Raw genomic sequence first — 26,727 nt, forward strand, 5'->3', positions numbered from 1 at the left:
TGGACGCGCGGCCGGACACGGTGTCAGGGAATCCGGTGTCAGAAAATCCAGCTTCAGTCGCCCTCGGCGCGCGCCGAGGTCATGAGCGGCAGCAGCACATCGTCGATCATATGTTCGATGAATGCGCTGTCAAGCGGATCCCCGGTGATGAGCAGCCGAGCGAAGAGCAGTGCGGGCGCCAGCTCGCGAAAGACCTCGGCGGCGGCGGGCGAACGCAGTTCGTCCCTGTCCATCGCGCGCTGCACGATGAGATCGGCGATCCAGCGCTTTTCTTCGATCATCTGGACCCGCAGCGCCACCGCGAGGTCGGGCGACTCCCGCATGGCCAGTAACACCCCGGCGACCAGCGCGGCATCTTGCCGGGACACGTGGTCGACCATCTGAGACACGGCGTCCATGAGGTCACTGCGAAGGCTGCCGGTGTCGGCGGGGACGATCTCATCGCCCCCGCCCCGCCGGCGGATGGCCTCGATGACGAGTTCGTCCTTGTTGGCCCACCGCCGGTAGATCGTCGCCTTGCTCGCCCGCGCCCGGGCTGCAACGGCGACCATGCTCATCCGCTCGTAACCGACCTCGACCAGCAGCTCGAGGGCGGCATCAAGAATGGCCTGCTCGCGGGCATCATCCCGGGGTCGACCCGGGGATCGGCCACACGGCGGCAGAGAGATCATCTCAATCCCCAACCCCTCTCGACGTCCGATCATTTTCAATACAGTACCGTACCGTACCTGAACCCGGCCAACCGCGATGGCCACGACACGCGACATGACGACTACGGAACGCAGCACAGGGGCGATGCGGCGCAGGGCGACGGAGAAGTAGCCGGCCGAGTGGTAAGCAGAAGTGGTAAGCAGAAATGCGGCGCGCGCGCCGGTCAACCCACGGGGAGCTGCGCGGCGAGAATCTCCAGCAGCTCCTGCCCGCCCAGCAGTCCGGCCGCGGCGGTGATCCGCAGATTCGCGGCGGTCCAGCCACTGTCGTGCAGCTCACCATGGGCGGGACGAACAGCGACGTCCGCGCCGGCGAGCATCCCGCGGTCGAGCAGCGAATCACCCGCCGCGGCCAGGCCGACGTCCCCGACCCGGCGCACCACTTCGGCGAGCGCCGCCTCCTTGGTCAGAACGGCCGGCACGAGGTAGACCTTGCGTCCCTGGATGGACAGGAGCCATCCGTCGGCGGCAAGGTCGGCAGCGATCTCGCGGAGATCGGGGACCCCGGCACGCTCATAGGCGACGAGATACACGAACAGGTCGTCTGCAACCCGGGTGACCCTGACCCAGCCGTCGGCGGCGAGACGCTCAGCCACGGCCCGGACGCCGGCGAGCGGGCCCGCCGCTGCCTCGATCCGGGCGCGGACCCCGGCCGCCCAGTCCTCATCCGGACGGCCGTCCACCAGTAGGTGGCCGCCGTTCGTCGTGATCGCGAACCTGGGACGCACACCGAGATCCACTCGCGCGTACTGGGCCCGCGTCCGCGTGGTGACCGGGACGAGAGTGGCCACGGCATCCAGCCGCGCGATCAGTTCGGCGGCCCGCGCGGTACAGAAGGCGGCCGGCTGGCCGTCAATCCGCTCAACAGTCACCAGCGCGGGTTCGCCGCTGCCTGCAGCGAGCCGGAAGGAACTCCGACTGTAGATCAACGTCTGATCAAGATCGCAGGCGACCAGCCAACGCGACGGCGGCGGAGGAGTCACGGCCGCCGACAGCGGCGGAGGTCGTGTGTCGATGGCCAGACTGTACGACGCGGATACCCGAACGATCCACACCATTACGAGAAGCCACCGTACGCACACGGCGACCACCCGTCACGATGACAAGATGGATCTGGAGGATGACTGCACCGCCGGCGCCCGCGAGGGTGAGAACCGGTTGTGAGAACCGAGGGTGAGAACCGGTTGTGAGAACCGAGGGTGAGAACCGGTTGTGAGAACCGGGGGTGACAGGCCCGGCGGGTGGACCGTTCGTCCACAGCCGGGGGCTCCGCCCGCGAATTTTCCACAGCCCGGCAGACGGTGTTCCGTTCGACTCGCGGATCGGCGAGGCTTGTGTGCATGGCCCCGGGCCCCGGCCAGCACTCCTGGCAGAAGACAGCCGACAACCAGTGCGGCGTTATCGCGACCCGCACTGCCAGGGCGGCTGGCACAAGCCGGTCGACAATTCGATGGCGGGTCAAAGCCGGACAATGGCAGCTGCCCATGCCCGGGGTCCTCCTAACCCGACCCGAGCCGCTCACCCGTATGCAGCTGTTGTGGTGCGTGGTCGAGTCCATCGGCCCCGGGACTGTTCTCGGCGGTGCGTGCGCGGCGGCTCTCGGCGGTCTGCACGGGTTTGCCGAGGAGAACGTCACCGTCCTGGTACCGCCACAGCGGCGGCCGAGCCCGCGCCCCGGCGTTGTCATCCACCACAGCGCCCGGCTCGGCCCCATGGACCTGTGTCCGGCGCTGTATCCGCCACGAACCCGGCTGGCCCGTTCCGTTGTCGACATGGCCAACTGGGCGACGGGGCCGCAGAATTCCCACGCCGTCCTCGCAGCCGCCGTGTACCAACGCCTGACCACCGTCGCAGAACTGCGCGCTGTGACCCGGACCCGCGGTCCGATCAGACAAAGAAATATGATCATGAAAATGCTGGACGAGCTGGAACGTGCCGACTGTTCAACGCCCGCTAAGAGCGCCCGGCAGTAAGGGCGTGGATCAAGGAGCGGGGCTGGGGTGCGTGCATCGCGAGGCGGAGGAGGGAGGCACCGGAGGTGTCGGGTGTCGACCGACGGAGCCGGGGTACCCGTGCCTCGCGCAGCGATGGACGGGGAGCGATGACGCGAGGTGCGTGCCCGAGCCCCGCGACGCCGCGTCCCCTGTTGCCGGTCGCTCTAAATGTCAGGACGGTACATTGAACAGCGCCCGGTCAGGCCTGCCCTCGATCGGCCTGATGATCCCGACGCAGGAATACGGCAGATCGGCTCTTTCCTCCACATCCACTCCTTTGGCTGCGCAGAGCGACAGGACATGAGCCAGCTCCGCCAACCGGTCGGGCGCGACGACAACCTTCCAGGGCACTCGTCGCAACAGAACCCTGGTAGTCTCGCCGACCCCGGGCTTGACAAGGCCGATATTCGCGATGCCGTAGTCCTTCGCCAACATTTCGACAGCGCGCCAGCCGGCCCAGGTCGGGGTTCGGTCCTCCGCCTGGCCCAGACCGCGCGAGACCGCTGCCGATACGGCGGGAAAGGCGTTCACGACGGTGTCGACATACCGGCGGGAATAATCCCGGTCAGCCAGCTGCCGATAGTATTTGGCTCCGTGAAAATCGGCCGGACCGATCAGCGTCGAATTCAGCACGGTTCTGCTCACCAGCCCACTGACCGTGGAGTTCAGGCAGCTGTGCGGGATGAGGAAGTCATCCCGGGTGCCGTAGAGCGACGTGCAGTGGCCCGGGTCCGAGATCACCGCCATGGAGCCGTCCACCCCGAGCTGCTCCGACGCCGCCTGGAGAACCTTCAGGATGGCGCCCTTGCCGGTCCAGCCGTCGACGAACTGGAGCGCCTGGCGGTCATGGCGGTCAAGAATCCACCGCAGCGCGTTCTCGTCGAGCCCCCGGTCCTTGATGATGGAGACCGAGTAGTGCGTCAGCTCGAGCCCGTGCTTCCACCGGGCCCAGCGCCGCATAAGGATGCCGGCGGGCGTTCCGGCCCGCGCGAGCGACACGATGACCGGCTTCTCCTTTCTCGCAAGCACAAGCTCGGTGGCTACCCCGACCGCGGTGGCAACCCGCTCCGCCGAACGGATGAGCGCGCTTTCAAAAAGAGCAAGATAGGAATCCGAGGGCTCGTATTCGACGGGCAGGTCCTCAGAGTAATGGCGTCCCTTGGAAAAGTCCTCCTCGCGGTCCTCGGTAGGACGTTCCAGCGGGATGTCGCTGAGATCCTTCAACAAAAAGGTCACATCCGCGGGATCATAGGATCCCGAACCTACCGTGCCCGGAATGGCTCCCAGCACCGTGCCGTCGCTCAACACATTCCCCCTGCCACCCGCCCGGCCTGCCGGGTCATCGGACGCCCATCCGGGCCTCGTGTCGGTATCGTGACCACGGTCACCGGCGCGCACCGACGCAGCATCCCGACCATCCCGGACACGTCGGCTTCCGCGCCCCCACCGTTGGCGGCCGAGTCGACCACGACGACGATGTCGTCGTACAAACCCGGCCGGACGTTGTAGACATGGCTCACCCGCGCGGGATCATCCGGCGCCGGGAACGTCAGCGCGCAGCGGATCGCATAGCCTTCGGCGTCGATCGGGTAGACCGGCGAACGGGTCGTCGAGTGAAAAACCACGTCACCGGGCACGATTTCGTCGAGGGCAGCCCCGATCCGCAACGGCGTGTACATCAACTCCTCAGTACCAAGCAGGAGAATGCGTCCAGACGCATTGGTCAACACTGTGGCAATCTCACCGGCGACCAGCGGGATGGCCCTGTCGAGCAGGGCCCCGTCCGCCTGCGACCAGCCATGGCGCGCACCGTCGGGAAGTTCGGCCGGCCAGTCGGGCCGCACGAAGCGGACGGGATGACGCCAGGTGGGCACGTCCGGCGGATCAGCACCGAGGCCGCCGTCCCCGTGGCGGGCCCGCAGCCGCTGCGCCCGCACGGCCACATCGGGCGGCAGCACCAGCTCCCCGGCCAACAGCGACACCACCCGCACAGAAACGCCGAGACGGTCCGCAAGCTCGTTGAACGCACGGCGGGACTCCGCTGGCCGGGCGTCGAAGAGCGTCGCCACGGTGTAGGACGGCCGCGCCGCGAAGGCGTGCAACGCCTTGATCGTTCCCAGCGCGGTCCGGCCGGTCGAGAGCTCATCGTCCACCAGGATCAGCGGACGCGGTGCCCGTACCAACTCGGGATCGGTCGGCATGAGCCAGTGGAACGTGGCGTGGGAATGCGCCTCGTCGAAGTCAAGCAGGGGGGTGGCACCGGGGACCACCCGACGGGTCGTATGCATATAGTCACACCCCGCAATACCGTCCGCCACCGTATGGCCCAGCGACGTGGCAGTCTCGCAGTATCCGACCACCAGCGGCCCCGGCGTCATCGGCTCGCCCCCTGCGCCGGGGAAACCATCGCATGCCTGTGCCGCCAGTAGGCGACCAGCCGCGAGCGATTCCCGCGGACGCACCGGGAGATGTTTGCCGAGAACCCGACTGACCAGCAGGTGCGCCCGCAGCGGGTTCCGCCGCAACGCGAGCCCGACCAACCCGTGCAGACCCTTACCCACCACGTCGGATCTGATCCTGATGTCAAGCCCCAGTTCGTCCCACAACCAGTTCATGCCGTCCGAACAGTGCCCGCTGTAGCCCGCCAGGCTCACACGACCTCCGCCTTCACCGCCGTTGTCACCCGGGCACAATCCATGCACGAGCCGTACGTTATCCGGGCCTCATGACGCCCCGGTTGCGGCCAGAACATCGACGAATGTGTGGCCTTCCCGCAGGACACCGAAGGCCCGAGCCCGCCGCAGTACCGCTTCGGCCCAGGTCCGGTGCGGTCCCAGCTCGTTCATCTTGTTCGCATACCAACTGGGCCGTACCCCGCCGGCATCCTCCGCGAGAATCGCCATGGCGTCCACATACTCCTCATGGCTGGCAACATGCAGAGCGTGCACAGCAGGAACGTGACTGGGATGGATCACCGTCTTGCCCAGCAATCCGTTCGCCTTGTCGAGAACCACCTCGCGGATGAGCCGGTCAAGATCGGCGGAGACAAGACGTAACCGCATCCGGGCACCGTCCTCGCTGTCGTCGATCAGATCAGCCTCCTGGAACGGGGTGACCCGCAGGGAACTGACGAACAGGCGCTCGGGCTGGGCGAAATATTCCCATACCGGGCCGCTCACCACATGATCGCCGCCGCGGGCACACACGTTGACGATGTCGGCAATGCAGTCTCGGACCACCGCGATGTCATAGATCGTCAGATCCCGGTTCCGTCGCAACCCGAACAAACCACAAAGATCAGTAGCACCCAGGCGGACCGCCAGCACAACGTCGGAATGTTTGTCGACGAGCTCCCGGACTCCCGACAACGCCCCCGCTCGGCTCTCCCTGAAGATGACCTCGGGGCTTTCCAGCACGGGCATAGCCCAGAGAATCCGGCCCAGGCGCTCCGAGGCACGCAGAACAGCCGTCAACGCCGACGCTCCGTTCCCGGGACCGAACTTCGGCAGGACAAAGCCGGCGAACATCTCCGCCGCGGTGGAATCAAGCCGTGCGGCCAGCAATGGTATCTGGGCGGTGTCACGGACCCGGATGAACAACAACGGGGGTCCGCCGCCGGCAGTCGGTGGGCTCTCACCCAGGTCACGAAGCGTGGCAATCACGTTCGTCTCTGCCGCAGCAACCTCGTGGTCAGCGATGGCGTCCTCAAGACAGAGCACCATCGACGTCACCCCGGCTGCGACCTGACGGCGCACGTCCGCGGCAAGCGTCGGCCGCGTACCCGGGGCGTAAAGGGTGGCGCCCAGGGCCGTCGCCACAAGCCGACGGTCCCCGTCCGGGAGGATCTCCTCGGGCGGACGGTGAAACAGCGCGTCCGTCCGGTCCGCGTCCAGAAAACCGAAGTGACGCACCCAGCAAACCCCCTGTGCTAGTTGGGGCCTCCGGGCGTGCGAAAAAACCATGATCGCACACCCTTTGGCCTATCCGTCCTCCATTGCGAGGCGTCAGGCTTGCCAGACGGTACATCGACCACCGACGGCGTGGAATGCGGTCCGCCAACTTCCCGACCGCTGTCATCCAGCGGACAACCGCCTGTCACCCCGGCCGGCCGACCACGCCGCCCGGCCGAGCCGGTCACGACCCGCCGAACAACCGCTTGTACTCGGCGGCCGACCGAGCGTTCTGACCCCCATTCATGATCGTCGAACACACATTGTCCGGCGCCGAGTCGTGAAAGTAACTTTCGTAACCCATCGCGTCGGCGTTCGCGACGAACGTGTCATACATCTTCCGGATATAGAAAGGATTATCTCCGCCGCCATCGCCACCACAAGACGTCACACCCCACTCACCCACACCGACCTTCCGACCGTGCTCACGGGCGTACCGAATGAGGTGACAGAGCCCGTTGACACTGTTGCACTGCCGCGTCCACCTAGCCTCGTTCAACGACGGCGGGTAGTGATCGTAGGCATCGATGCCGACGATGTCGACGTATTCGTCGCCGGGGTAAGCATCCCATGGATTCCCGCTCGACGGCACCGGGGAATCGTGGGCGTTGAACGTCCAGTCAATCTTGACCTTCGGATCCGTGGAGCGGATGGCCGTGGCGATCCTGCGGAAACACTCCGTGAAATTCCTCGCGCTCGCATCCGCGTGCCAGTACATGTACGTGCCGTTGAACTCCCAACCGATCCGCACGATGGAGTCAGCCCGGTTTTTGCGCACGAGAAAGGCGCCGAACCTCCGCCAGTGCTCATCATAGGCGCCACGGGCACACTCGGCGTTGCCGCCCTGCCCCTGCGGGAACGGCGGCTGACTGATGACCAGTTTTCCCGGGAACGGTGCGAAATCGTCCAGCGGCCAGCTGGGCTCGGATATCGGACCCCAGCCCTGGTCGCGGATCGTGAAAACCAGCGCCACGTCGATCGGTCGGCCCCGCCATGCGCCAAAGGCCAGATAGGGCGGCAGATCGTTGGCCAGATGTACTCCGGACAGCCAGGGCAGGCCCGACAGTTTTCCCCGGGTATCCCAGACGGTGACCGGTAGCGAACCGCGGGCCGTGATGGCGCCCGATCTCGCCGTCACCGACACAGTGCCGGTAAAATCCATGGGTAGGGGGAAGCGAAGCAGAAAGCGCCCGTCCGGGTCCGCCCGGACCGGTGCCGTGGTAGTGAGATCACCCCCGACAAGGTCGACGGTGATCTCGGCACCGGCCGGGAAACCGTGCCCACGCACCAGCACGATGTCGGTGTCGACCAGGGTCAGAGCCACCCCTGCCGGGCGGCTTCCGCGGAGGTTCAACCCGACCGCAAGGAGCCCGGCGGCGAGGGCGACGCCGAGAAGGAGCACGCCTGCGACCACCACCCGCGACCCGAGCGCGACCCGGTAGAAGCGCCGGCGGCCGAACATGGACGCCATCCTCGCGAGGAGCCTTTCGGTCGGGTTAGCGGATTATGAGGGAATCATCCGGTGGATGGCGGACAATCACCGCACCGGGCACCCCACCAACCGGTACACCCGGGCTCGCCGGCGAGCCCGGGAACAGTCGTACCCCCCAGGGAAGCTCGGCACCTTCGAGGGAAACCTCGAGGGTGCGCTGCGGTGTTGGTGGCGACGCCGACACTCGTGCGAGCGGATGTCCGTCGTCGCTCGCCTGCGGCGGAGTCGTTCCCGGCCGCGCGACAAGCACCATCGCCGGCAACGGCCCGTCCGCGCGCACGTGTACGCGCAACGTGCGACGACGCCAGCCGGACCGGGCCAGCGTGTAGGTGACCGTCCGTTCCCGATCGTGGTGCTCATGGCGTTCCGGTTGATTCAGATCATCCAGGTCATCCAGGTCATCCAGGTCATCGTCCGCATCCGGCGATGCCGCCGAGCGGGCCACCATCGCCGTGCCCGGACCGACAGCGCGCCACGTCCCACCCGTGCGCACCAGCGGGTAGCAGGAGACGAAGTAGGCCGAACCGTCCCGCGGCGCGGCCAGATGCCAGCCGCCCTTGATTTCCAGGCTGGTGTTGGTGACCTTCGCCCGGAACGCGTCCGGGTCGTCCGGCCCGGTCGGGAGCTGGTCGCGGCGCCACAGGACGCGGGCCTGCGTGATCCCCGGCGGCATCTGGAAGGACAGCACGATCTCCTCACCGCGATCGTCCGCGCGCAGATCCCGGATGCCTTCGATCACCAGATGCCGCACACCGGTGCCGACCACCGCCCGACCATCACACACAGTCACCGGCAGATAGTCCAACTCACCGGCAGCCAGTGGGTCCACCAGGTGGCCGCTCCGGCTCGACCCGACCAGCCGGGCCCGTTCGGCGATCTTCGCCAGGTCGATCTCGGTGTCCTCGACTCCAGCCGCATGCGGCGGCCCGGCGTCCGACACGGGCACGGGCACGGCGTAGATCTGCACATGAGTGGCTGGCATGGCGCTCCAGCGCAGCACGGTACGCCCGTCGACAGTGGTGACCGCCAGATCGCGTACGGCTCGTGGGCGCGGCGTCGCTGTAACCGCAATCCGTGCACCAGCGGTTCTGGCCGGGTGTCCGTCCACATCCTGGAACTCGACATAAACCTGATAACGGTAGGTGACACCGGGCTGGACGGCCGTGTCGAGGTACTGACCGGCGTTCGCCCTGATCCGACGCGTCGGAACCTGTACCGGCGATGACTCGTCCACGGTCCGATCGATCGTCACCGCATCCACCGGGCCATCCAGCCGCCAGGACAGCCTCACCCCGGCACCGATCTGCTCCGCACGCAGGGCTGCGACGTCCCGCACGACCACGAGGCCGGGTGTGCGCACCCCAACCGAGCGCCGGCTGCCCACGACCGCCGTCACCTCGTGCCGGACCAGCACCCCGGCCGGAACCCCGGCATCGGACAACTCGGTGGACCGGGTCGTACCCAGGCTGCGCTCGACCGGTGGTGTTCCCTGCTGGCCGCCCGGCTCCCCCACGCCGGCCCCCACCAGTCTGACCACCCGGTAGGACACGGGACCGAGCGCCGAGGGGGATGGCCGCCACCGCAGCACCACGGCACCTTCTTCGTTGCTCGCGGTCAGCTCCGTCGGCGGCGGGAGTGGCAGCGCGGCCAATGCCGCCAGCGCCTCCCGGTTGTCCGCCACCGTCGCGAGCACCGCGGCCAGCGCATTCTCCTGGTCGGCTGGCGCAAGCGCCGCCGCCGCGGCAACCCGGCGGCGGATGACGTCCTGGTGGGCGGTGAGCTCGGCCAGCACATCCTCGGGCGAGCGTCCGTCCGGACCGGGTACGTCGAACGCCTGGGCGACGAGCCAACGGGCCCCGGCGGTGGCGGCGTCGTCGCACCGGGCCTCGCGGTGCTCGACCAGTGCCCGCCAGCCGGCGTCCGCGGCGGCCAGCGCCGCCCGCACCCGCACGCCAAGATCATCGGCAGCGCGGGCCGCGGACCCGCCGACCGCGCCCAGCACCGGACGCGCCCGGGCCAGCAGCTCGGCGGCATGCCTGGGATGGCCGTCTTCCAGCTCGCGGCGGATCGCGGTCAGGGCGTCGCCGGCTTCCCGAGCCTGGCGCAGGCTCTGCCCGCAGAACTGGCATGCCGCCGCGGCGGCCTCGGTCGCGCGGCCGCACGACGGACACGGGATGTAGAGCTCGGTATCGCAATATCGGCAGACGCGCGAACCGTCAACCGGCTCCGGACGGCCACAGCGTGGGCATACAACGTAGTCGACGACTGCTCCGGTCGTCATCGCCGCACCCAGATCCCGGGCGATGTCGAGCAACACCGCCTTCGCCTGTGCCGCTGACAGTCCTCGCCCGGCCGCGAGGACCTCGCGGACCAACCCCTCAAAGGCGCCCGGTCCGAGCTCACCGTCGAGCACGACGTGCTCCTCGACCTTCGGCCGGATCTCATCGCGGGCGTCTGCGACCAGCCCGGCGGTATAGGCGGCCGGATCACCGTCGAGGAGTCTGGTGCGCACCTGCGCGAGCAGATCAGCGGTCACCGTCTTCTCGCGGTCATGCGGACGCCGCTGGTTGCGCTCGACAAGGATCTCGTGTGCGGCCTGGATCCGCGCCGGCGCGGAGTCCGCCGGGATACCCAGCAGAGCCCACAGGGAGGCGGTACCAACCCGATCCCCCTCGCGAAGCTGCCGCAGCTCGGTGAGGCCGTCACGGATCTGGCGCCGCAGCCCCGGCGCGAGCGGCTCGACATCCTCACCGGAGCCGTCCTCGATCACCTTCTCGCCCGCGAGGGTCGCGTCGAACTGCTCGGTGGTCACCCCGTCAGCCGACGCCAACCGACGCAGACCCGCAACGCGGGACCGGGGAATTCCGCCGAAACGCTCACGCACAGTCGCGAGGTTGCGGGCCACCTTGGCCAGCCGGTCGGCGTCCCCACTGCGACGCGCGGCCAGCACGCGTACCCGGACCTGTTCGCGGGTACGCGGGTCCAGCAGCGGCGCCTCCCACTCGGCCCGCCGGCGGATAAGGGCCGCGGCCAGGGTCGCGTAGCGTGCAGCGTTCCGTTGCCGCTGCAGGAAGGCCACGACGCGGGCCAGGTGCGCGCGCACCTCCGCGTCGGTGTACGTGGCAGCCGGGTCCAGCGCGGCGACGAAGAACGGGTCGTCACAGTCAAGCGGGGATCGGCGTTGCAGCTCGGCCAACACCCGCTGCCGGTAGCTGCTGCCGTCGAACGCCGCGCTCACCGCCCCACCTTCGTCCCCGCCGCCAGCATCCCCATCACAGAGCGTATGAAGGCGGCACCCGGACATGGCCCCGGCCTCGGCCTCGGCCTCGGCCTCGGTATTCACCATATGCACCGGACAGTGTCCGGTAACAGACAACGTTATGTAACAGACAACGTCATGTGCTGGACAACGTCGGGCACGCTGATGCCTGCGGCCGCCACGGCGACGTCAGTCCCGCTGTTTGAGCAGGGTGATCTTCTGTGTCTCCTCGTCCCGCATCGCTTCGCTGCCCACACCCGCGGTGATCTGCAGGACGAGCGGCCCGGTCGCGCCAGGATGCGTGGCGGTGACGACGATCGTCTGGTCCGACCGCATGAGAAAGGTGACATCCACCGGTGTGCCGCGGGGATGTCCGCCGGGAATCCCCGCGATGGCACCTTCGACGATCACTTTGTTGTCCTGCGGGATGGTCGACTCAGCGCTCGTCCCCTGCTCGAACACACGGATGTCGACGTCCGTCTGGTTGTCGGAGATGGTGTAAAAGGTCTGAGTGATCTCAATCGGCAGCGGATCGTTGCGATGCGCCAGAAAGGCCGCGATCGTTTTGCCCCTGTCCTCGGCGAAGATCCCGAAGCCGCGGGACGTCACGTTGGTGACCTTCGTCTTGACCAGATCGACCACCGCTGTGGTGGCCAACCCGAAATCTCCCGCCGCGCCCGACACGGAGCGCGCGACGTCGGCCGGCGCCGCGGCATCCAGAGTCGCACCGGCCGCGAGCTTGCCCTGGGCAACCAGATCGTCGAGGACGTACCGTTCCAGTTCCTTCTTCTGCCCGAAGACCGCGGCGCCCTTGGCCACGGCGAGATCGGGGTCCAGGAGGCGTGGAGACAGACCGAAGCGCTCGGCAATCCTGCGGGCAACCGCCGGGCTCTTGCTCATACCGCCGACAAGCAGGCAGACGTCCACCTGGTCGACGCCACGCTCCCGAGCCCGGGCGAGCACCGACCCGGTGAGGTCAAGGGTGCGCTGTAGCAGGGCGGCGGTGATCTCCTCGAAGTCCGCCCGGGTCACGGTCACGTTCGTCCGCCGGCCGCCGTGAACCACCAGGACATCGACGCTGTCGCGACCAGACAGCGCCAACTTCGCGTCCTCCGCCGAGGTCAGCAGCTCCTGCTCGTCGTAGACGTCGTCGAGCGGATCACCGGCGTCGGGCTGCGCCTCGGTGAACTTCTGGGCCAGGAAGCGCACCAGCTCCGCATCCCAGTCAGCGCCGCCAAGCTCGTGGTCACCGTCAGTGGCCACAACTGTGATCGCGTTCTTCGACAGCCGGATGACCGTGGTGTCGAAGGTGCCTCCGCCCAGGTCGTAGACGAGCACGGTCGTCTCCGCCGCGCCGTCCTGGGCGAACCCGTACGCGAAGGCGGCGGCTGTGGGCTCGTTGATGATGTCCAACACGTTCAGCCCGGCGAGCGCGCCGGCCAGCTTCGTCGCCTTACGCTCCTCGTCGCCGAAATAGGCCGGGACGGTGATGACCACGTCCGTCACCGGGGCGCCGGTCGCCCGCTGCGCGTCGGCGGCGAGAGACTTGAGCACGAGGCTTGACACGGCAGGCGCGCTGTACTCCTCCCCGTGCACGACAAATCGCCAGTCCGCCTCGCCCATGTGCCGCTTGACCAGGCTCGCCACGTCGTCCGGGCGGATCCGGGACTGCCGCTTCGCCTGGGTGCCGACGACAAACGTCACACCGCCGCCCGCGGACTCGTCGAACAACACCACCGATGGTGTGGTCGGCTGCGACTCGATATTGCGGATCACGTCGGGACGTCCGTACTCGTCCACCTGGGCGATGCACGAGTACGTCGTTCCCAGGTCGATGCCGAACACCTTTGTTCGCGCCATGAAGGTCCCTCCAACAAACCGCCGCCGGTTTCAGTGTGCCCGAAAAACCTCCACCTCGGCTGGACGCACCACGGTCGACTCACCGCGGACGAATCCGGGCTTGAGTGTGCGGGCGATCGTCCGGTCACGGCCGGGGTCGTCAGTGCCGACCCGGCGCATGCCGACGTGCCGGACCGGGTCGAAGGGCATCCCCACCACCGCGGTATACGGACGGACGTCCGCCGCGACGTCCAGCACCTGCAGCAACTGCTTACGCAGGATGCCTGGGACGCTCTGGCCGTCGTCCGCGCCGAGACTGGTCATCTGGTCGTGCAGGCGCATGAGTCCCCGCAGCAACGGTGCCATCGCCTCGGTCAGTTCGCCGGCCCGAAGCCGGGTGTTCTCAGCGTGCAGACGGTCCACCAGGTCGGCGTCGTGGCGCCGGAGCCTGATCAGCTCCTCGGCCCGCTGGTGGAGCTCGTCCAACCGCAGGGCCGCCGCGGCGCTCGCGGCGGTGAGGTCGGCGAGGGCGCCAAGGTTCGCAGTGTCGGCGTCAGCCGCCCCTGCCGCGGCCGGCGGAAGATCGACCTCGATGGCTGGGTCGTCGCGAACCTCTCCGTCACCATGATCATCCGACCATCGCGGCCCGGCCAGATCCTCAACCTCACCAGCCTCGTCGGATTCGTCGGCATTGCCAGCCTCGTCGGCCTCGTCGGCCTCGTCGGGTTCAGCGGCCTCGTCGGCCTCGTCGGCCTCGTCGGCCTCAGCTGCCTCGTCGGTCGGCCCCGTCGCCGCGGCTGCGAACGGGCCGACCCGGTCATCGCGCCAGGGGAGGTCCACAGCGACAGCCACATCCACGTCCCCCAGGGGGGCGTCCCCGAGGGGATGGGCATCCACTTCGAGCGAGTCCTCCGCCAGCGCGTCCTCTACAACAACAGCCTCCACAACCTCGTCGTCCATGCCGGCGGTCCCGTCCATGCCGGCGGTCCCGGCGGTCGGCGGCCGACCGAGGTCTGCCGGCGGCGGATCCGGCGGGTACCAGCGCGGCGCGTCGGGCACCGGCTCCTGGCGCGGCCGGAACATCGAATAACGACCGTCATCCCCGAAAGGTGACGACACAGGGCGATTCATGGTTGTGTTCCGCCGCCTACTTGCGTCCCGGTGTCCAGTTCAGACCCCATCCATAGGTTCGATCAAGATCCTGATGACCAGTGACATAGCGGACCTCCCTGTTCACCACGAGGTCGTCACCCCCGGAGTTGGTCAACTGGGCGATAGCGCACATCCGGGCGTTGCCGGCACTCTCGTCCAGCCGTACCTCGATCGGCGCGCCGCGCGCCGGCGTCAACGTCACCACGGCGTTCGCCTGGTCGAAGTTGGGGGCACCGGCATAGATGAAAGCAAAGATCAACAACCGGCGGATCTCCCGGACATGGGCGAGGTTGACGAACAGGTTCTCCCCGCCGACGGACGCTCCGGTCCGGTCGTCGGCATCGAGCTGGACGTACGGCGGTGCGTCAAGGGACCCGAAGGTGTTACCCAGCGCCTGGACGACACCCTTGCGGCCGTCGGTGAGCTCGTAGAGACACGCCAGGTCGAGGTCGACCCCGTCGGAGGCACCGCCGAGAACACGCTTGAGGAATCCGCCCGGGCCGCCGGCCGAGCCCGGGGCACTCTGGGCCGTCCAGTTGAGGTTGACGTGTAGCCGACCGCCTCCGCCCTGCTTGCTCAGAGACACCGAAGGTGCATTCTTGGTCAAAGTGACCTTGCTCAGTGACACCGGCGCCGGGTTGGAATCCTGGCCGCCGGACCGCTTGGTGTAGTCAATAGGCATGATCCGCTCCCTTGCGGTGGTCGTGATATGAGCTTAGAGCGCCCGGCGACAGGGGCGTGGCGTCGCGGGAACAGGCTAGGAACGGGCTGCCACCACCTCGCCGGACCGAGCGTCGGGATCGCCGTCCTGCCCCCCTGCACCGGTAGCCCGCTGCCGGTCGCGGTTGCGGATGGAGGTCACCAACGCGACGGCGATGAACCCGACACCGACAAGACCGGTGATGATCTCGGGAACTTCGGTCTCGATGCTGACGGCAAGAATCACCGCCAGGGCGCCGATGGCGTAGTGGGCACCATGCTCCAGGTACACATACTCCTGCAGGGTTCCCCGGCGAACCAGATACACGGTGAGCGACCGGATGTACATCGCGCCAATACCAAGGCCAGCCGCGATGACGAAGATCTTCTGAGTGATCGCGAATGCGCCCACCACGCCGTCGAAGGAGAACGAGGCGTCGAGCACCTCCAGATAGAGGAAGAGGAAGAACGCGGCTTTCCCGGCGGCCAGCACCACCGCGTTCGCACCGCCGGTTGACCCGGTCCCGGCTCCGACCCCGTCGGATTCCGCGCCGTCCTCCTCGGTGTCCGCACCGACGCCGCGCGCCTCGAAGAACTCCCCGAGACCACGTACACCCAGGTAGGTCGCAAGACCCGCGACACCGGCGCTCAGCACCTGCTGGGTGTGGTCATCGGAGAACGCCTCCGCCACGACCAGCAGTGCGACCAGCCCGACCACGACCGACAGCACGTCGAGGCGGCCGGCCTTGCGCAGCGGTTCCTCGAGCCAGCGCAGCCACTGGATGTCGCGCTCGGGATCGAACATGAAATCCAGAAAAATCATGAAGAGGAAGATCCCGCCGAAGGCCGCGATCGAGGGATGGGCGTCGGCCAGCCGCGCCGCATACTCGTCCGGGTTGTTCAGCGCAAGGTCGAAGACCTCCAGCGGCCCCAGATGGGCGGTGACGGCGACGATGACGATCGGGAACAACAGCCGCATCCCGAAGACCGCGATCAGGACGCCCACGGTCAAGAAGATCTTCTGCCAGAACTCGTTCATCCGACCCAGGATGGTCGCGTTGATCACCGCATTGTCGAACGACAGGCTTATCTCAAGGACCGCGAGGATGGCGACGAGAGCGGCGGTCTGAGGACCCCCGATCACTCCCGCCACTGCGATACCTACGACGGTGACCGCCAGTGACCAACCAAAAATGCGCAAGACTTGCACGAGGAACAGGTACCTCCCCCGGACCGGGGTCGGGGCGCGGCGCCGGGAGCACCACCGCGCCCCGACCCCGGTCCGGAGCATCGAGGCAGCACGTCAACCGCAGGTCTACGTAGCGGTCCACCGGGAATCGTCAGGGCCGACGATGACGCGGCCACCGGGGTCCCGGGGGACTCGTCCGATCACGAGATGTTCTGACGGGTCCCCCGTGACGGGCGCCGGGCGGGATACCTTCGCCATCCCACCTCGCCCTCTACCCTGCCGCCTCGCCCTCTACCGTGCGCCGTCTACCCTGCGCCATGGTCGCCCGCACGTTGACCTACCCGGCCGGCCGAGCGCCGGGTCCCGGGCATCGTAACCGCCCAAACCAGCACCCCCGTCACACCCGGACCGTTGCGGACGTGCGCCACACCGGCAACGGGCGTGGGGGAGATGGCGATCAGACGTTGACGCCGTAGTCCCGGGCGATGCCGGCAAGACCGGTGGCGTAACCCTGACCGACCGCCCGAAACTTCCACTCCGAACCGTGCCGGTAAACTTCACCGAAGACCATGGCAGTCTCGGTGGAGGCGTCCTCGGTGAGATCGTAACGTGCGATCTCGGCGCCCCCCGCACCGTTCACGATCCTGATGAACGCGTTGCGTACCTGGCCGAAGTTCTGCTGGCGTGACTCCGCATCGTAGATCGAAACCGGGAACACAACCTTGTCGATCTCTGCTGGCAAGCTGACGAGATTCACGTTTATCGCTTCGTCGTCGCCTTCTCCCTCACCGGTCAGGTTGTCGCCCTGGTGCTCGATGGCGCTGTCCGGGCTCTTGAGGTTGTTGAAGAAGACGAAATGGCCGTCGGAGAGCACCCTGCCGTCGGCCCTGCACGCGATCGCACTCGCATCAAGATCGAAATCTGCGCCGGTGGTGCTCCGCGCATCCCACCCGAGGCCGACGACGATGTTGGCGAGGCCCGGCGCCTCCTTGGTCAGCGAAACGTTTCCGCCCTTGCTGAGGCTGACTCCCACTGCTCCTCCTGCTGTCCTTGCGATCGGGGCTGGTCTTGTATCCCGGGTGTTTCGGGGCCCTGGCCGCCCCCCGCACCGAGCGCGACGCAGCCTACTGGACTCGATCATGCATACCCACGGCGACATGGGGTCACCGGGGTCTGCCTCCTGCGGGACGAACGGGGCCACGCGGGGGTTCCCCGGCGCAGCAACGGGCCAAAGGGCGCGCGACGATCATCAGATCGCGCGCCCGGAGGCCGCACTCCCCGGCGCAGCAACGGGCCAAAGGGCGCGCGACGATCGTCAGATCGCGCGCCCGGAGGCCGTAGTCCCCGGGGCAGCAACGGCCCACCCACGCGTGAGCGTGGCCGGCATGGGTATCCCCCAGCCGATACCGACGGTGGGCCGGTCCACCCATGGCAACTGACCTACCCGGAACGCGCATCAACGTGGAGACTTCGATCCGATGCCGACATCCTCCCCGCCCGGCGGACCGCCTCCGTATCACCAACACAACCCCACCCGGTGGTCCCACGCTGTTCACGTTGGGGCGCCTCCGACTGGTACAGCAGAGGCGGATTATCAAGGAGTGGTTCCCCTCGATAAGGTCGCGGCGATGATCGGACGCTCAATAGGCCGGGTTGTCATCTCTGACATCAGCCCCGCCGTATCATGTGGACAGTGGCCGTCGCGGGCGGTAGAGGGTGAGATCCTCACCGTCACCGCGACGGTGTTTCGGGATGGCCATGATCTGATCGGTGCCAATGTGGCGCTGTCAGGTCCGGATGGCCGCGGCACGCCGTTCACACGGATGCAGCCGGTCGACGTGGGGACCGACCGGTACCAGGCCGAGGTACGCACCGATTCGGAGGGCCTGTGGGGCTTTCGCATCGAGGCATGGGCCGACCCGGTGGCAACCTGGCTGCACGCCGTTGAGATCAAAACAGCGGCCGGCCAGAGCCTGGACGAACTGGCGGTCGACTTCGAAGACGGGGCCCGGCTGTTGCTCCGCGCGCTACCGGGGGTCCCGGAAAGCCGCCGTGCCGACATCCAGCGGGCCGTCGACGCGTTACGCGATGACACCCTCACAGACCCACACGGCCGGATAGCCGCGGCACGCGACCCGGCGGTGGTCGCCCTGCTCAACCGGTTCCCGCTGCGGGAGCTCATCACCCGTTCGCCGTTCTACCGGATCTGGGTCGACCGTCCGCTGGCGCTGTTCGGGAGCTGGTATGAGTTCTTTCCGCGATCCGAAGGGGCGGGTCTGGATCCGCCCCGCTCGGGAACCTTCGCGACCGCGGCGCAGCGGTTGCCCGCCGTCGCCGCGATGGGTTTCGACGTGGTCTACCTGCCGCCGATCCATCCGATCGGGGAGATCAACCGCAAGGGTCCGAACAACACTCTGATCCCCGGCCCCGACGACCCCGGTTCGCCATGGGCGATCGGCAGTGAGGCCGGCGGCCACGACGCCGTCCACCCGGGCCTGGGCACGATCGAGGACTTCGACGAGTTCGTCGCCCAGACCCGGGCGCTCGGTATGGAGATCGCTCTCGACCTCGCCCTGCAGTGCGCCCCGGACCACCCGTGGGCAAAGCTGCACCCGGAGTGGTTCACGGTGAAGAGCGACGGGTCCATCGCCTACGCCGAGAACCCGCCCAAGAAATACCAGGACATCTACCCGCTGAACTTCGACACCGACCCGGTCGGTCTTTATCATGAAGTGCTCCGCGTGGTCAGGTACTGGACCTCGCACGGTGTACGGATATTCCGGGTCGACAACCCCCACACCAAGCCGGTCCAGTTCTGGGAGTGGCTCATCGCCGAAGTGAAGTCGACCGAACCGGACGTGCTGTTCCTGTCCGAGGCGTTCACCCGGCCGCACATGATGCAGGCGCTGGCCAAGGTGGGCTTCACCCAGTCCTACACCTACTTCACCTGGCGCAACACGAAGGCGGAGTTGGAGACATACGGGCGGGAACTGCTGGAGACCGCGCACTACATGCGTCCGAACTTCTTCGTCAACACTCCCGACATCCTGCCGGGATATCTCCAGGACGGCAGCGACGCCGCATTCAAGATTCGTGCGGTGCTGGCGTCGATGATGTCCCCGACCTGGGGGGTCTACGCGGGGTACGACCTGTTCGAAAACGTTCCCGTCCGGGTCGGGAGCGAGGAGTACCTCGACTCCGAGAAATACCAGTTCCGCCCCCGGGACTGGGCCGGTGCCGAAGCCGCGGGACGTTCACTGGCGCCCTATCTGGCCACGCTCAACCGAATACGAAAAGATCATCCGGCCATGCACTGGCTACGCAATCTCCGCTTTCACCACGCGGACGGCGACGCAATCATGGCCTTCTCCAAGCGAGTCGGACAGGCACCCGACGACGACCGTGTTCTGATCGTCGTCAATCTTGACTCCCACAACATCCAGGAGACGACGGTTCGTCTCGACATGCCCGCCCTCGGCCTGCAGTGGTGGGACACATTCGATATCCACGACGAGATCAGCGGGGCGAACTACAGGTGGGGGCACGAGAACTACGTCCGGCTGGATCCGGCGACGGAACCGGCCCATGTCTTCACCATCCGGCGCAGAGGATGAGCGCCGAGGACTCCCGCGCCGACAACGTGACCGCTGACCGCGCGGCTTCCGACACCGACTCCGAGGAGCCGTCGCGTGACCCCCTGTGGTTCAAGCGGGCGGTGTTCTACGAGGTCCTCATCCGTGGTTTCGCCGATTCCAACGGCGACGGTACCGGCGACCTCCGAGGAGTCACCAGCAAGCTCGACTACCTGAGCTGGCTCGGAGTCGACTGCGTGTGGCTGCTGCCGATCTACGACTCACCGTTGCGGGACGGCGGCTACGACATCGCCGACTATTTCCGCATCCTGCCGGAGTTCGGCGACCTCGGGGACTTCGTCACTCTGGTGGACGAGGCTCACCGGCGCGGCATCCGGATCATCGCGGACCTGGTCATGAACCACACGTCCGACCAGCACCCCTGGTTCCAGGCGTCCCGCACCGACCCGGACGGCCCCTTCGGCAACTTCTACGTGTGGTCGGACACGGACGACAAGTTCCCGGACGCACGGATAATCTTCGTCGACACGGAGAAGTCGAACTGGACGTGGGACCCGGTGCGTGGGCAGTACTACTGGCACCGTTTCTTCGCCCACCAGCCTGATCTCAACTACGACAACCCCGACGTCCAGGAGGCGATGCTCGAGGTCCTGCGATTCTGGCTCGACCTCGGGATCGACGGCTTCCGCCTGGACGCGGTCCCCTACCTCTATGTGCGGGAGGGGACCAACGGCGAGAACCTGCCCGATACCCATGAGTATCTGCGACGGATCCGCAAGGAGGTGGACGCGAAGTACGCCGATCGGGTCCTTCTTGCCGAGGCGAACCAGTGGCCCTCGGACGTGGTCGAGTACTTCGGCAACGACGACGAGTGTCACATGGCATTCCACTTCCCATTGATGCCGCGTATCTTCATGGCGGTCCGTCGAGAATCCCGTTATCCCATCTCGGAGATCCTGGCGCAGACCCCGGAGATTCCGCCGAACTGCCAGTGGGGAATATTCCTGCGCAACCACGACGAGCTGACCCTGGAAATGGTCACCGACGAGGAGCGCGACTACATGTACACCGAGTACGCGAAGGACCCGCGTATGAAGGCGAACATCGGGATACGCCGTCGGCTGGCGCCGCTGCTGGACAACAGCCGTGACCAGATGGAGCTGTTCACCGCGCTGCTGCTGTCGCTGCCCGGCTCGCCGGTCATCTACTACGGCGACGAGATCGGGATGGGCGACAACATCTACCTGGGCGACCGGGACGGCGTCCGAACTCCGATGCAGTGGTCACCGGACCGCAATGCCGGCTTTTCGACCGGCGATCCGGCCCGGCTGTACCTGCCGCCGATCATGGACCCGGTATACGGCTACCAGGCGCTCAACGTCGAGGCCGAGCAGCGGATGCCGACGTCCTTCCTCTCCTGGACACGCCGGATGATCGAGGTGCGGAAGAGGCATCCCGTCTTCGGCCTCGGCACATACGAGGAGCTGCCCGCGTCCAATCCGTCCGTCTTCGCCTTTGTGCGAGAATTCGGCGATGACCGGGTACTGTGCGTGGCCAACCTATCGCGTTTCGCACAGCCGGTCGAACTTGATCTACGGCGGTTCGTCGGACTGGTTCCGGTCGAGTTGCTGGGCGGCGTGCACTTCCCGCCGATCGGCGAACTGCCCTACCTACTGACCTTGCCCGGTCACGGACATTACTGGTTCGCGCTCACCCGACCGGGGGAATTCACCCCCTGACGAACCAATGCCTACGATCGATAAATCGGGTGACGACGCGCGGGAGGGCGATGACGGTGGGCGATGATTCTGACCTGGTCGACCTCCTGACCTCCTGGCTGCCGCGGCAACGCTGGTTCGCGGGCAAGGGACGGCCCTGGGGCGGCCTGCGCATCATCGGGGACGTGCACCTGTCCGACCGTCTCCGGCACCTGGTCGTGGAGGTCCGCTACGCCGATCGCGGACCGATCGATCACTACCAGGTGCCGCTGGTCACCCGGCCGGACGCGCCCTACGGGCACGAGAGCTTCCTGCTCGGAAAGGCCGCGGACGGTCTGGTGTACGACGGCCTGCACGACCCGGACGGCAGCGCCGCCCTGCTGGCGTTCATTCAGGGCGACAAGGCCCACCACGGTCTGGTGCCGCACACGCTGGAGGAGCTGGAAACGTTGCCCGCCCACGCGGTCGGGGCCGAGCAGTCCAACACCTCGATCGTCTACGGCGACGCCTATATCCTGAAGGTCTTCCGGCGGCTGTGGGTCGGCGGCAACCCGGATCTGGAGATCACCCGTGCGCTCGCCGATGCGGGCAGCGTCCATGTGGCCCGCCCGGTCTCCTGGCTGGACGGCATCCTCGACGGAGTCACCACCACCTTCGCGTTCATGCAGGAGTTCATGCGCAGCGGCACCGAGGGCTGGCGGCTCGCCCTCACCAGCGTCCGCGATCTCTACGCCGAGGTGGACCTGCATGCCGACGAGGTCGGCGGGGACTTCGCGGCCGAGTCCGAGCGCCTCGGCGCCGCCACCGCGCAGGTGCACGACCTGCTCGCGGACGTGCTGCCCACCGCGGTCGGTGACGCCGGGAACCTGCGAGCGGAAGCGGTGCAGATGCACCGCCGGCTGGACGCCGCGATCGAGGCCGTGCCGGAATTGCGATCCTTCGAGGCAGGGCTGCGCGAGTCGTTCGACGAACTCGCCCATCGCCGGCATCCGGTCACGCTGCAACGCATTCACGGGGACTACCATCTTGGTCAGGTCCTACGGGTCGACTCGGGGTGGGTGCTGTTCGACTTCGAGGGGGAACCAGCGCGTCCGGTTGCCGACCGGACGGCGCTACAGTCCATCCATCGTGACGTCGCCGGCATGCTCCGGTCGTTCGACTACGCGGCCCAGTCGATGTTGTTGGAACGGGAGGGCGAGTCGGCGCTGAGCTACCGCGCGCAGGAATGGGCGACGCGCAACCGCGACGCCTTCTGCGCCGGGTACGCCGGCGTCGGTGGGTATGACCCACGCGAGGACACGGTTCTGCTGCGGGCTTTCGAGCTCGACAAGGCCGTGTACGAAGTCGTCTACGAGGCGCGGCACCGACCGTCGTGGCTGCCGATCCCGCTCGGTTCGGTCGAACGACTGACGTCCACGAGCGGATGATCGTTTTTTACTAAGGATGGCGTGTTGTCCATGATCATATCTGACGACGCGGTGGGCGGCCCCGGCCGGGATCATCCGCACGATCTTTCTGACAGCAACTCCACCGGCACCGGCACCGGCACCGGCTCGCGGCGCGTCGCGGTAGCCGAGCATGGCGCGAGCGCCGACCAGGAGAAGCGCCCACCCGCGTCCCTGCTCGTTGAGGATGCCGATCTTGAACGGCTCGTGAGCGGCGCGCATCACGATCCACACAGCGTGCTCGGCGCCCATCCCCATGGTGATCACACGATCGTGCGGGCGCTGCGACCGGACGCGGTGGGAGTCGTCGTCCTCACCGGTGGTGAACGCCACGAATGCACCCGGCTACACAGCGGCGGGGTGTTCGCTGTGGCACTGCCCACCAGTACGGTCCCGGACTACCGGCTCGAGGTCAGGTACTGCGACGCGACGCACGTCGTCGACGATCCCTACCGGTTCCTGCCGACCCTCGGGGAGATGGACCGCCATCTCATCGGTGAAGGCCGCCACGAGCAGCTCTGGCGGGCGCTCGGCGCGCGGGTGCGACGCTACCCGAGCACGGCCGGCGACATCAGTGGTGTCGGTTTCGCCGTGTGGGCGCCGAACGCGCGCGGCGTCCGGGTGGTGGGCGACTTCGACTTCTGGGACGGCCGGGCCTACCCGATGCGCTCGCTGGGTGCCGCGGGCGTGTGGGAGCTGTTCGTACCCGACATCGGCAGCGGCTGCCGCTACAAGTACGAGATCCTCGGTTTCGACGGCGTCTGGCGGCAGAAGGCCGATCCGCTCGCGCTGCACACCGAGATCCCGCCGGCCACGGCGAGCGTCGTCTTCGAGTCGGAATACACCTGGGGCGACCAGGAATGGCTCGAGCGCCGCGGCAACACCCCGTGGCATGCCGCGCCGATGTCGGTCTACGAGGTGCATCTGGGCTCCTGGCGCCGGGGGCTGTCCTACCGGGAGCTCGCCACCGAGCTTGTGGACCACGTGCGTGAGCTGGGGTTCACCCACGTCGAGCTGATGCCGGTCGCCGAACATCCCTTCGGCGGGTCCTGGGGCTACCAGGTGTCGGCCTACTACGCCCCTACGTCACGATTCGGTGACCCCGATGACTTTCGCCATCTCGTCGACCAGCTTCACCAGGCCGGCATCGGCGTCATCGTCGACTGGGTACCCGCGCACTTTCCCCGCGACATCTGGGCCCTGGGCCGATTCGACGGCACGCCGCTGTATGAACATCCCGATCCGCGGCGCGGTGAACAGCCCGACTGGGGAACCTACGTCTTCGACTTCGGCCGGCCCGAGGTACGCAACTTCCTGGTCGCGAACGCGGTGTACTGGTTCGAGGAGTTCCACATAGACGGGCTGCGGGTCGACGCCGTCGCGTCCATGCTCTACCTCGACTACTCCAGACCCGACGGTGGCTGGGTACCCAACATCCACGGTGGCCGGGAAAACCTGGAAGCCGTGTCATTCCTGCAGGAGACCACCGCGACGGTCTACCGGCGCGTACCGGGCGTACTCATGATTGCCGAGGAGTCGACGGCATGGCCCGGCGTCACCCGGCCGACCCATCTCGGCGGCCTGGGTTTCGGCTTCAAGTGGAACATGGGTTGGATGCACGACACGCTGGACTATCTCTCGCGGGCGCCGGTATTTCGCGCATATCACCACCATCAGCTCACGTTCTCCATGATGTATGCCTACTCGGAGAACTTCATCCTTCCGCTCAGCCATGACGAGGTGGTGCACGGGAAGGGTTCCCTGGTCGGCAAGATGCCCGGTGACCGCTGGCAGCAACTGGCCAACCTGCGCGCACTCTACGGATACATGTGGGCGCACCCGGGCAAGCAGGTGCTGTTCATGGGCGGCGAGTTCGGCCAGGACGCCGAGTGGTCCGAAGCCCGGTCACTGGACTGGTGGCACCTCGACGATCCACCCCACCGCGGGGTGTCCACACTGGTGCGGGATCTGAACCGGACCTACCGGGCCACGCCCGCCCTGTGGGAACAGGACACCTCTCCCGACGGCTTCTCCTGGATCGACGCCAACGACGCCGAGGACAACGTGTTCTCCTTCCTGCGGTGGGCCGACCGCGACGCGACATCCCAGCGCCGGCCGACCGGTACGGTGCTGGCCTGCGTCACCAACTTCGCGGGCGTCGCGCACCGTGACTACCGACTCGGCCTACCGTTCAGCGGCCGCTGGCGCGAGGTTCTCAACACCGACGCCACCGACTATGCGGGCAGCGGTCTGGGGAACCTGGGCGCGGTGATAGCCGTCGATACCACCCACCACGGCCAACCCGCATCCGTGACGCTGACCGTGCCCGCGCTGGCAACCCTCTGGCTGGCCTACGAGCACGACGACCGGCCCTGATCCCCAGGGTGGCCGGCCACGCCCCGCCGCATCACGAGTCGGGCGGCGGGACGTGGCCGGCAGGCGGAACCAGGCCGGCAGCGCACCATGCCGGCAGCGAACCACACAACCGGCAGGATGCCAGCCACCGACAGCCAGCCACCGAGAGCCGGTCAGTGCCAGAACCTGCGGCCTCCGGGCGCGCGATCTGACAATCGTCGCGCACCCTTTGGCCCTCTAGAAGAGGGCGGCTGACAGCGCTCGACGCGCGGGTACGACCGCCGGCTCGGAATCACCGAGCGCCTCGAACAGACTGACCAGATGGGCCCGCACACGTTCCCGCTCGTCGCCTGCGGTCCGCCGGACCACGCCGACGAGCCGGGTCAGGCCCGTTTCGATCTCACCCTTCGCGACCAGGACATCGGCCAGCATGATGGCCGCCTCGACGTCATCGGGATCGGCCGACAGCCGGCTGCGCAACGCGGCCACGTCGATCGTGGCCACCCGCTGGAAGAGTTCGACCCGGGCTAGCCCGAGCGTGGCGTCCACGTCATCGGGGGCCTGCGCCAGCCGGCGGCGGTAGGCCTGCGCCGCGGTGTCGAGGTCGCCCTTGGCGAGCGCCTCCTCGGCGGCGCTGTGGTCCTCCTCCGCCGCGGCGTCAGCCGGCGCGCCCGCCAAGCCCGCGGCCGCCTCGTCGACAAGTGCCAACAGCTGGTCGAGCCAGCTGCGGACCTCGGCTTCGGGAACCGCCCCGGTGAACTCGCCGATGATCCGGCCCCCGACGACCGCCTTGACCGCGGGGATGCCCTGGACGCCGGCTGCCTGGGCGAGCTGCGGGTTCGCGTCCACATCGATCTTCGCGAGCACCCAGCGCCCGGCGTCGGCCTCGGCGAGGCGCTCAAGGATGGGGCTGAGCTGCTTGCACGGGCCGCACCACGCTGCCCAGAAATCGACCACGACCGGGACCTGCAGGGACCGTTGCAGGACCTCGGCCTCGAACGTCTCCTCGGTGACGTCCAGAACGACGGGTTGCCCCGCGGACCCGTTGCGCGCCGGGCCGGAGCCGGCGCCCGCGGCACTCGCCGGGGATCGCGTCGGCACGGGTTTGGGATCGAGCGGGACCGCGCCGGCAAAGCGGAGACTGGCGAGCTCGTTGGGAATCCGTGGATCCCCGGCCGCTGCGTTCCTCGACCCGGGCGGTACCGATCGTGGCGAACGGGACCCAGGTGACATGGTTGACCTCCGTGGCATGGCTCCATCGTTGCATCTGAACAGCGAAACCGGACACGGCCTACGCGGACCGGATGCCTACGATGCGTGCATCTCCCCATT

Annotated in this window: 18 protein-coding genes; 5 read left to right on the forward strand and 13 right to left on the reverse strand. The window is 67.5% G+C overall.

Annotation, left to right across the window (positions count from 1 at the left end):
• Positions 1 to 53 precede the first annotated feature (53 nt).
• Together U9983_RS08580 and U9983_RS08585 are read right to left on the reverse strand one after the other, a co-directional pair.
• The gene (locus tag U9983_RS08580) at positions 54 to 671 is read right to left on the reverse strand and encodes a TetR/AcrR family transcriptional regulator (protein ID WP_322753505.1); all 618 of its coding nucleotides are present in this window, start codon (positions 669 to 671) and stop codon (positions 54 to 56) included.
• A 203-nt stretch (positions 672 to 874) separates the two neighbouring features.
• A complete protein-coding gene (locus U9983_RS08585; RefSeq protein WP_322753506.1) occupies positions 875 to 1,768 on the reverse strand; it encodes a sucrose-6-phosphate hydrolase in 894 nt (297 codons plus the stop codon).
• 426 nt (positions 1,769 to 2,194) lie between these two features.
• Between U9983_RS08585 and U9983_RS08590 the strand changes: the two genes are divergently transcribed.
• Positions 2,195 to 2,683 carry a hypothetical protein gene (locus tag U9983_RS08590; RefSeq protein WP_322753507.1) on the forward strand — a complete coding sequence of 163 codons (489 nt, stop codon included), beginning with the start codon at positions 2,195 to 2,197 and terminating at the stop codon, positions 2,681 to 2,683.
• Between the two features lie 192 nt (positions 2,684 to 2,875).
• Here U9983_RS08590 and U9983_RS08595 read toward each other — a convergent pair whose 3' ends face one another.
• From U9983_RS08595 to U9983_RS08640, 10 genes are all read right to left on the reverse strand, one after another.
• A complete protein-coding gene (locus U9983_RS08595; RefSeq protein WP_322753508.1) occupies positions 2,876 to 4,009 on the reverse strand; it encodes a cysteine protease StiP family protein in 1,134 nt (377 codons plus the stop codon).
• A complete protein-coding gene (locus U9983_RS08600; RefSeq protein WP_322753509.1) occupies positions 4,006 to 5,358 on the reverse strand; it encodes a phosphoribosyltransferase family protein in 1,353 nt (450 codons plus the stop codon). The genes U9983_RS08595 and U9983_RS08600 overlap by 4 nt, the downstream gene beginning before the upstream one ends.
• A gap of 69 nt (positions 5,359 to 5,427) precedes the next feature.
• Positions 5,428 to 6,615 (reverse strand): HpcH/HpaI aldolase/citrate lyase family protein, encoded by a 1,188-nt coding sequence (locus U9983_RS08605; protein ID WP_322753510.1) that lies wholly within the window; start codon positions 6,613 to 6,615, stop codon positions 5,428 to 5,430.
• A 223-nt stretch (positions 6,616 to 6,838) separates the two neighbouring features.
• Positions 6,839 to 8,116, reverse strand: coding sequence for a glycoside hydrolase family 26 protein (locus U9983_RS08610; RefSeq protein ID WP_322753511.1), 1,278 nt, complete (start codon positions 8,114 to 8,116; stop codon positions 6,839 to 6,841).
• A 34-nt stretch (positions 8,117 to 8,150) separates the two neighbouring features.
• Positions 8,151 to 11,384: a zinc ribbon domain-containing protein gene (locus U9983_RS08615; protein WP_322753512.1), complete on the reverse strand. Its 3,234-nt coding sequence runs from the start codon at positions 11,382 to 11,384 to the stop codon at positions 8,151 to 8,153.
• A 210-nt stretch (positions 11,385 to 11,594) separates the two neighbouring features.
• A complete protein-coding gene (locus U9983_RS08620) occupies positions 11,595 to 13,265 on the reverse strand; it encodes an Hsp70 family protein (protein ID WP_322753513.1) in 1,671 nt (556 codons plus the stop codon).
• 30 nt (positions 13,266 to 13,295) lie between these two features.
• A complete protein-coding gene (locus U9983_RS08625; RefSeq protein ID WP_322753514.1) occupies positions 13,296 to 14,363 on the reverse strand; it encodes a hypothetical protein in 1,068 nt (355 codons plus the stop codon).
• 28 nt (positions 14,364 to 14,391) lie between these two features.
• The gene (locus U9983_RS08630; protein WP_322753515.1) at positions 14,392 to 15,078 is read right to left on the reverse strand and encodes a Tellurium resistance; all 687 of its coding nucleotides are present in this window, start codon (positions 15,076 to 15,078) and stop codon (positions 14,392 to 14,394) included.
• Between the two features lie 75 nt (positions 15,079 to 15,153).
• A complete protein-coding gene (locus U9983_RS08635) occupies positions 15,154 to 16,305 on the reverse strand; it encodes a DUF475 domain-containing protein (RefSeq protein WP_322753516.1) in 1,152 nt (383 codons plus the stop codon).
• A gap of 436 nt (positions 16,306 to 16,741) precedes the next feature.
• Positions 16,742 to 17,317 carry a TerD family protein gene (locus tag U9983_RS08640; RefSeq protein WP_322748853.1) on the reverse strand — a complete coding sequence of 192 codons (576 nt, stop codon included), beginning with the start codon at positions 17,315 to 17,317 and terminating at the stop codon, positions 16,742 to 16,744.
• A gap of 595 nt (positions 17,318 to 17,912) precedes the next feature.
• Here U9983_RS08640 and U9983_RS08645 point away from each other — a divergent pair.
• Genes U9983_RS08645 through glgB form a run of 4 tightly spaced genes read left to right on the forward strand, consistent with a single transcriptional unit; the run spans position 17,913 to position 25,416 of the window.
• Positions 17,913 to 19,898: an alpha-1,4-glucan--maltose-1-phosphate maltosyltransferase gene (locus tag U9983_RS08645; RefSeq protein WP_322753517.1), complete on the forward strand. Its 1,986-nt coding sequence runs from the start codon at positions 17,913 to 17,915 to the stop codon at positions 19,896 to 19,898.
• On the forward strand, positions 19,895 to 21,616 hold the full coding sequence (gene treS, locus U9983_RS08650; RefSeq protein ID WP_322753518.1) for a maltose alpha-D-glucosyltransferase: 1,722 nt from the start codon (positions 19,895 to 19,897) through the stop codon (positions 21,614 to 21,616). The genes U9983_RS08645 and treS overlap by 4 nt, the downstream gene beginning before the upstream one ends.
• Positions 21,617 to 21,666: 50 nt before the next feature.
• Complete coding sequence (locus tag U9983_RS08655; protein WP_322753519.1) at positions 21,667 to 23,022, forward strand: maltokinase N-terminal cap-like domain-containing protein; 1,356 nt, start codon at positions 21,667 to 21,669, stop codon at positions 23,020 to 23,022.
• A 30-nt stretch (positions 23,023 to 23,052) separates the two neighbouring features.
• Positions 23,053 to 25,416: a 1,4-alpha-glucan branching protein GlgB gene (gene glgB / locus U9983_RS08660; protein ID WP_322753520.1), complete on the forward strand. Its 2,364-nt coding sequence runs from the start codon at positions 23,053 to 23,055 to the stop codon at positions 25,414 to 25,416.
• Positions 25,417 to 25,632: 216 nt separating this feature from the next.
• Here glgB and U9983_RS08665 read toward each other — a convergent pair whose 3' ends face one another.
• Positions 25,633 to 26,628: a tetratricopeptide repeat protein gene (locus U9983_RS08665; protein ID WP_322753521.1), complete on the reverse strand. Its 996-nt coding sequence runs from the start codon at positions 26,626 to 26,628 to the stop codon at positions 25,633 to 25,635.
• Positions 26,629 to 26,727 lie beyond the last annotated feature (99 nt).

This window comes from Protofrankia sp. Cas3 (assembly GCF_963555955.1).
In the GTDB taxonomy this organism is placed as follows: Bacteria; Actinomycetota; Actinomycetes; order Frankiales; family Frankiaceae; genus Protofrankia.

Excerpts from the sequence above, each read along its gene's own strand:
- U9983_RS08580 (WP_322753505.1), bottom strand. The coding sequence starts at position 671 with ATGATCTCTCTGCCGCCGTGTGGCCGATCCCCGGGTCGACCCCGGGAT.
- U9983_RS08610 (WP_322753511.1), bottom strand. The coding sequence starts at position 8,116 with ATGTTCGGCCGCCGGCGCTTCTACCGGGTCGCGCTCGGGTCGCGGGTG.
- U9983_RS08655 (WP_322753519.1), top strand. The coding sequence starts at position 21,667 with ATGACGGTGGGCGATGATTCTGACCTGGTCGACCTCCTGACCTCCTGG.
- glgB (WP_322753520.1), top strand. The coding sequence starts at position 23,053 with ATGATCATATCTGACGACGCGGTGGGCGGCCCCGGCCGGGATCATCCG.
- treS (WP_322753518.1), top strand. The coding sequence starts at position 19,895 with ATGAGCGCCGAGGACTCCCGCGCCGACAACGTGACCGCTGACCGCGCG.
- U9983_RS08630 (WP_322753515.1), bottom strand. The coding sequence starts at position 15,078 with ATGCCTATTGACTACACCAAGCGGTCCGGCGGCCAGGATTCCAACCCG.
- U9983_RS08645 (WP_322753517.1), top strand. The coding sequence starts at position 17,913 with ATGATCGGACGCTCAATAGGCCGGGTTGTCATCTCTGACATCAGCCCC.
- U9983_RS08585 (WP_322753506.1), bottom strand. The coding sequence starts at position 1,768 with ATGGTGTGGATCGTTCGGGTATCCGCGTCGTACAGTCTGGCCATCGAC.
- U9983_RS08665 (WP_322753521.1), bottom strand. The coding sequence starts at position 26,628 with ATGTCACCTGGGTCCCGTTCGCCACGATCGGTACCGCCCGGGTCGAGG.
- U9983_RS08590 (WP_322753507.1), top strand. The coding sequence starts at position 2,195 with ATGCCCGGGGTCCTCCTAACCCGACCCGAGCCGCTCACCCGTATGCAG.
- U9983_RS08620 (WP_322753513.1), bottom strand. The coding sequence starts at position 13,265 with ATGGCGCGAACAAAGGTGTTCGGCATCGACCTGGGAACGACGTACTCG.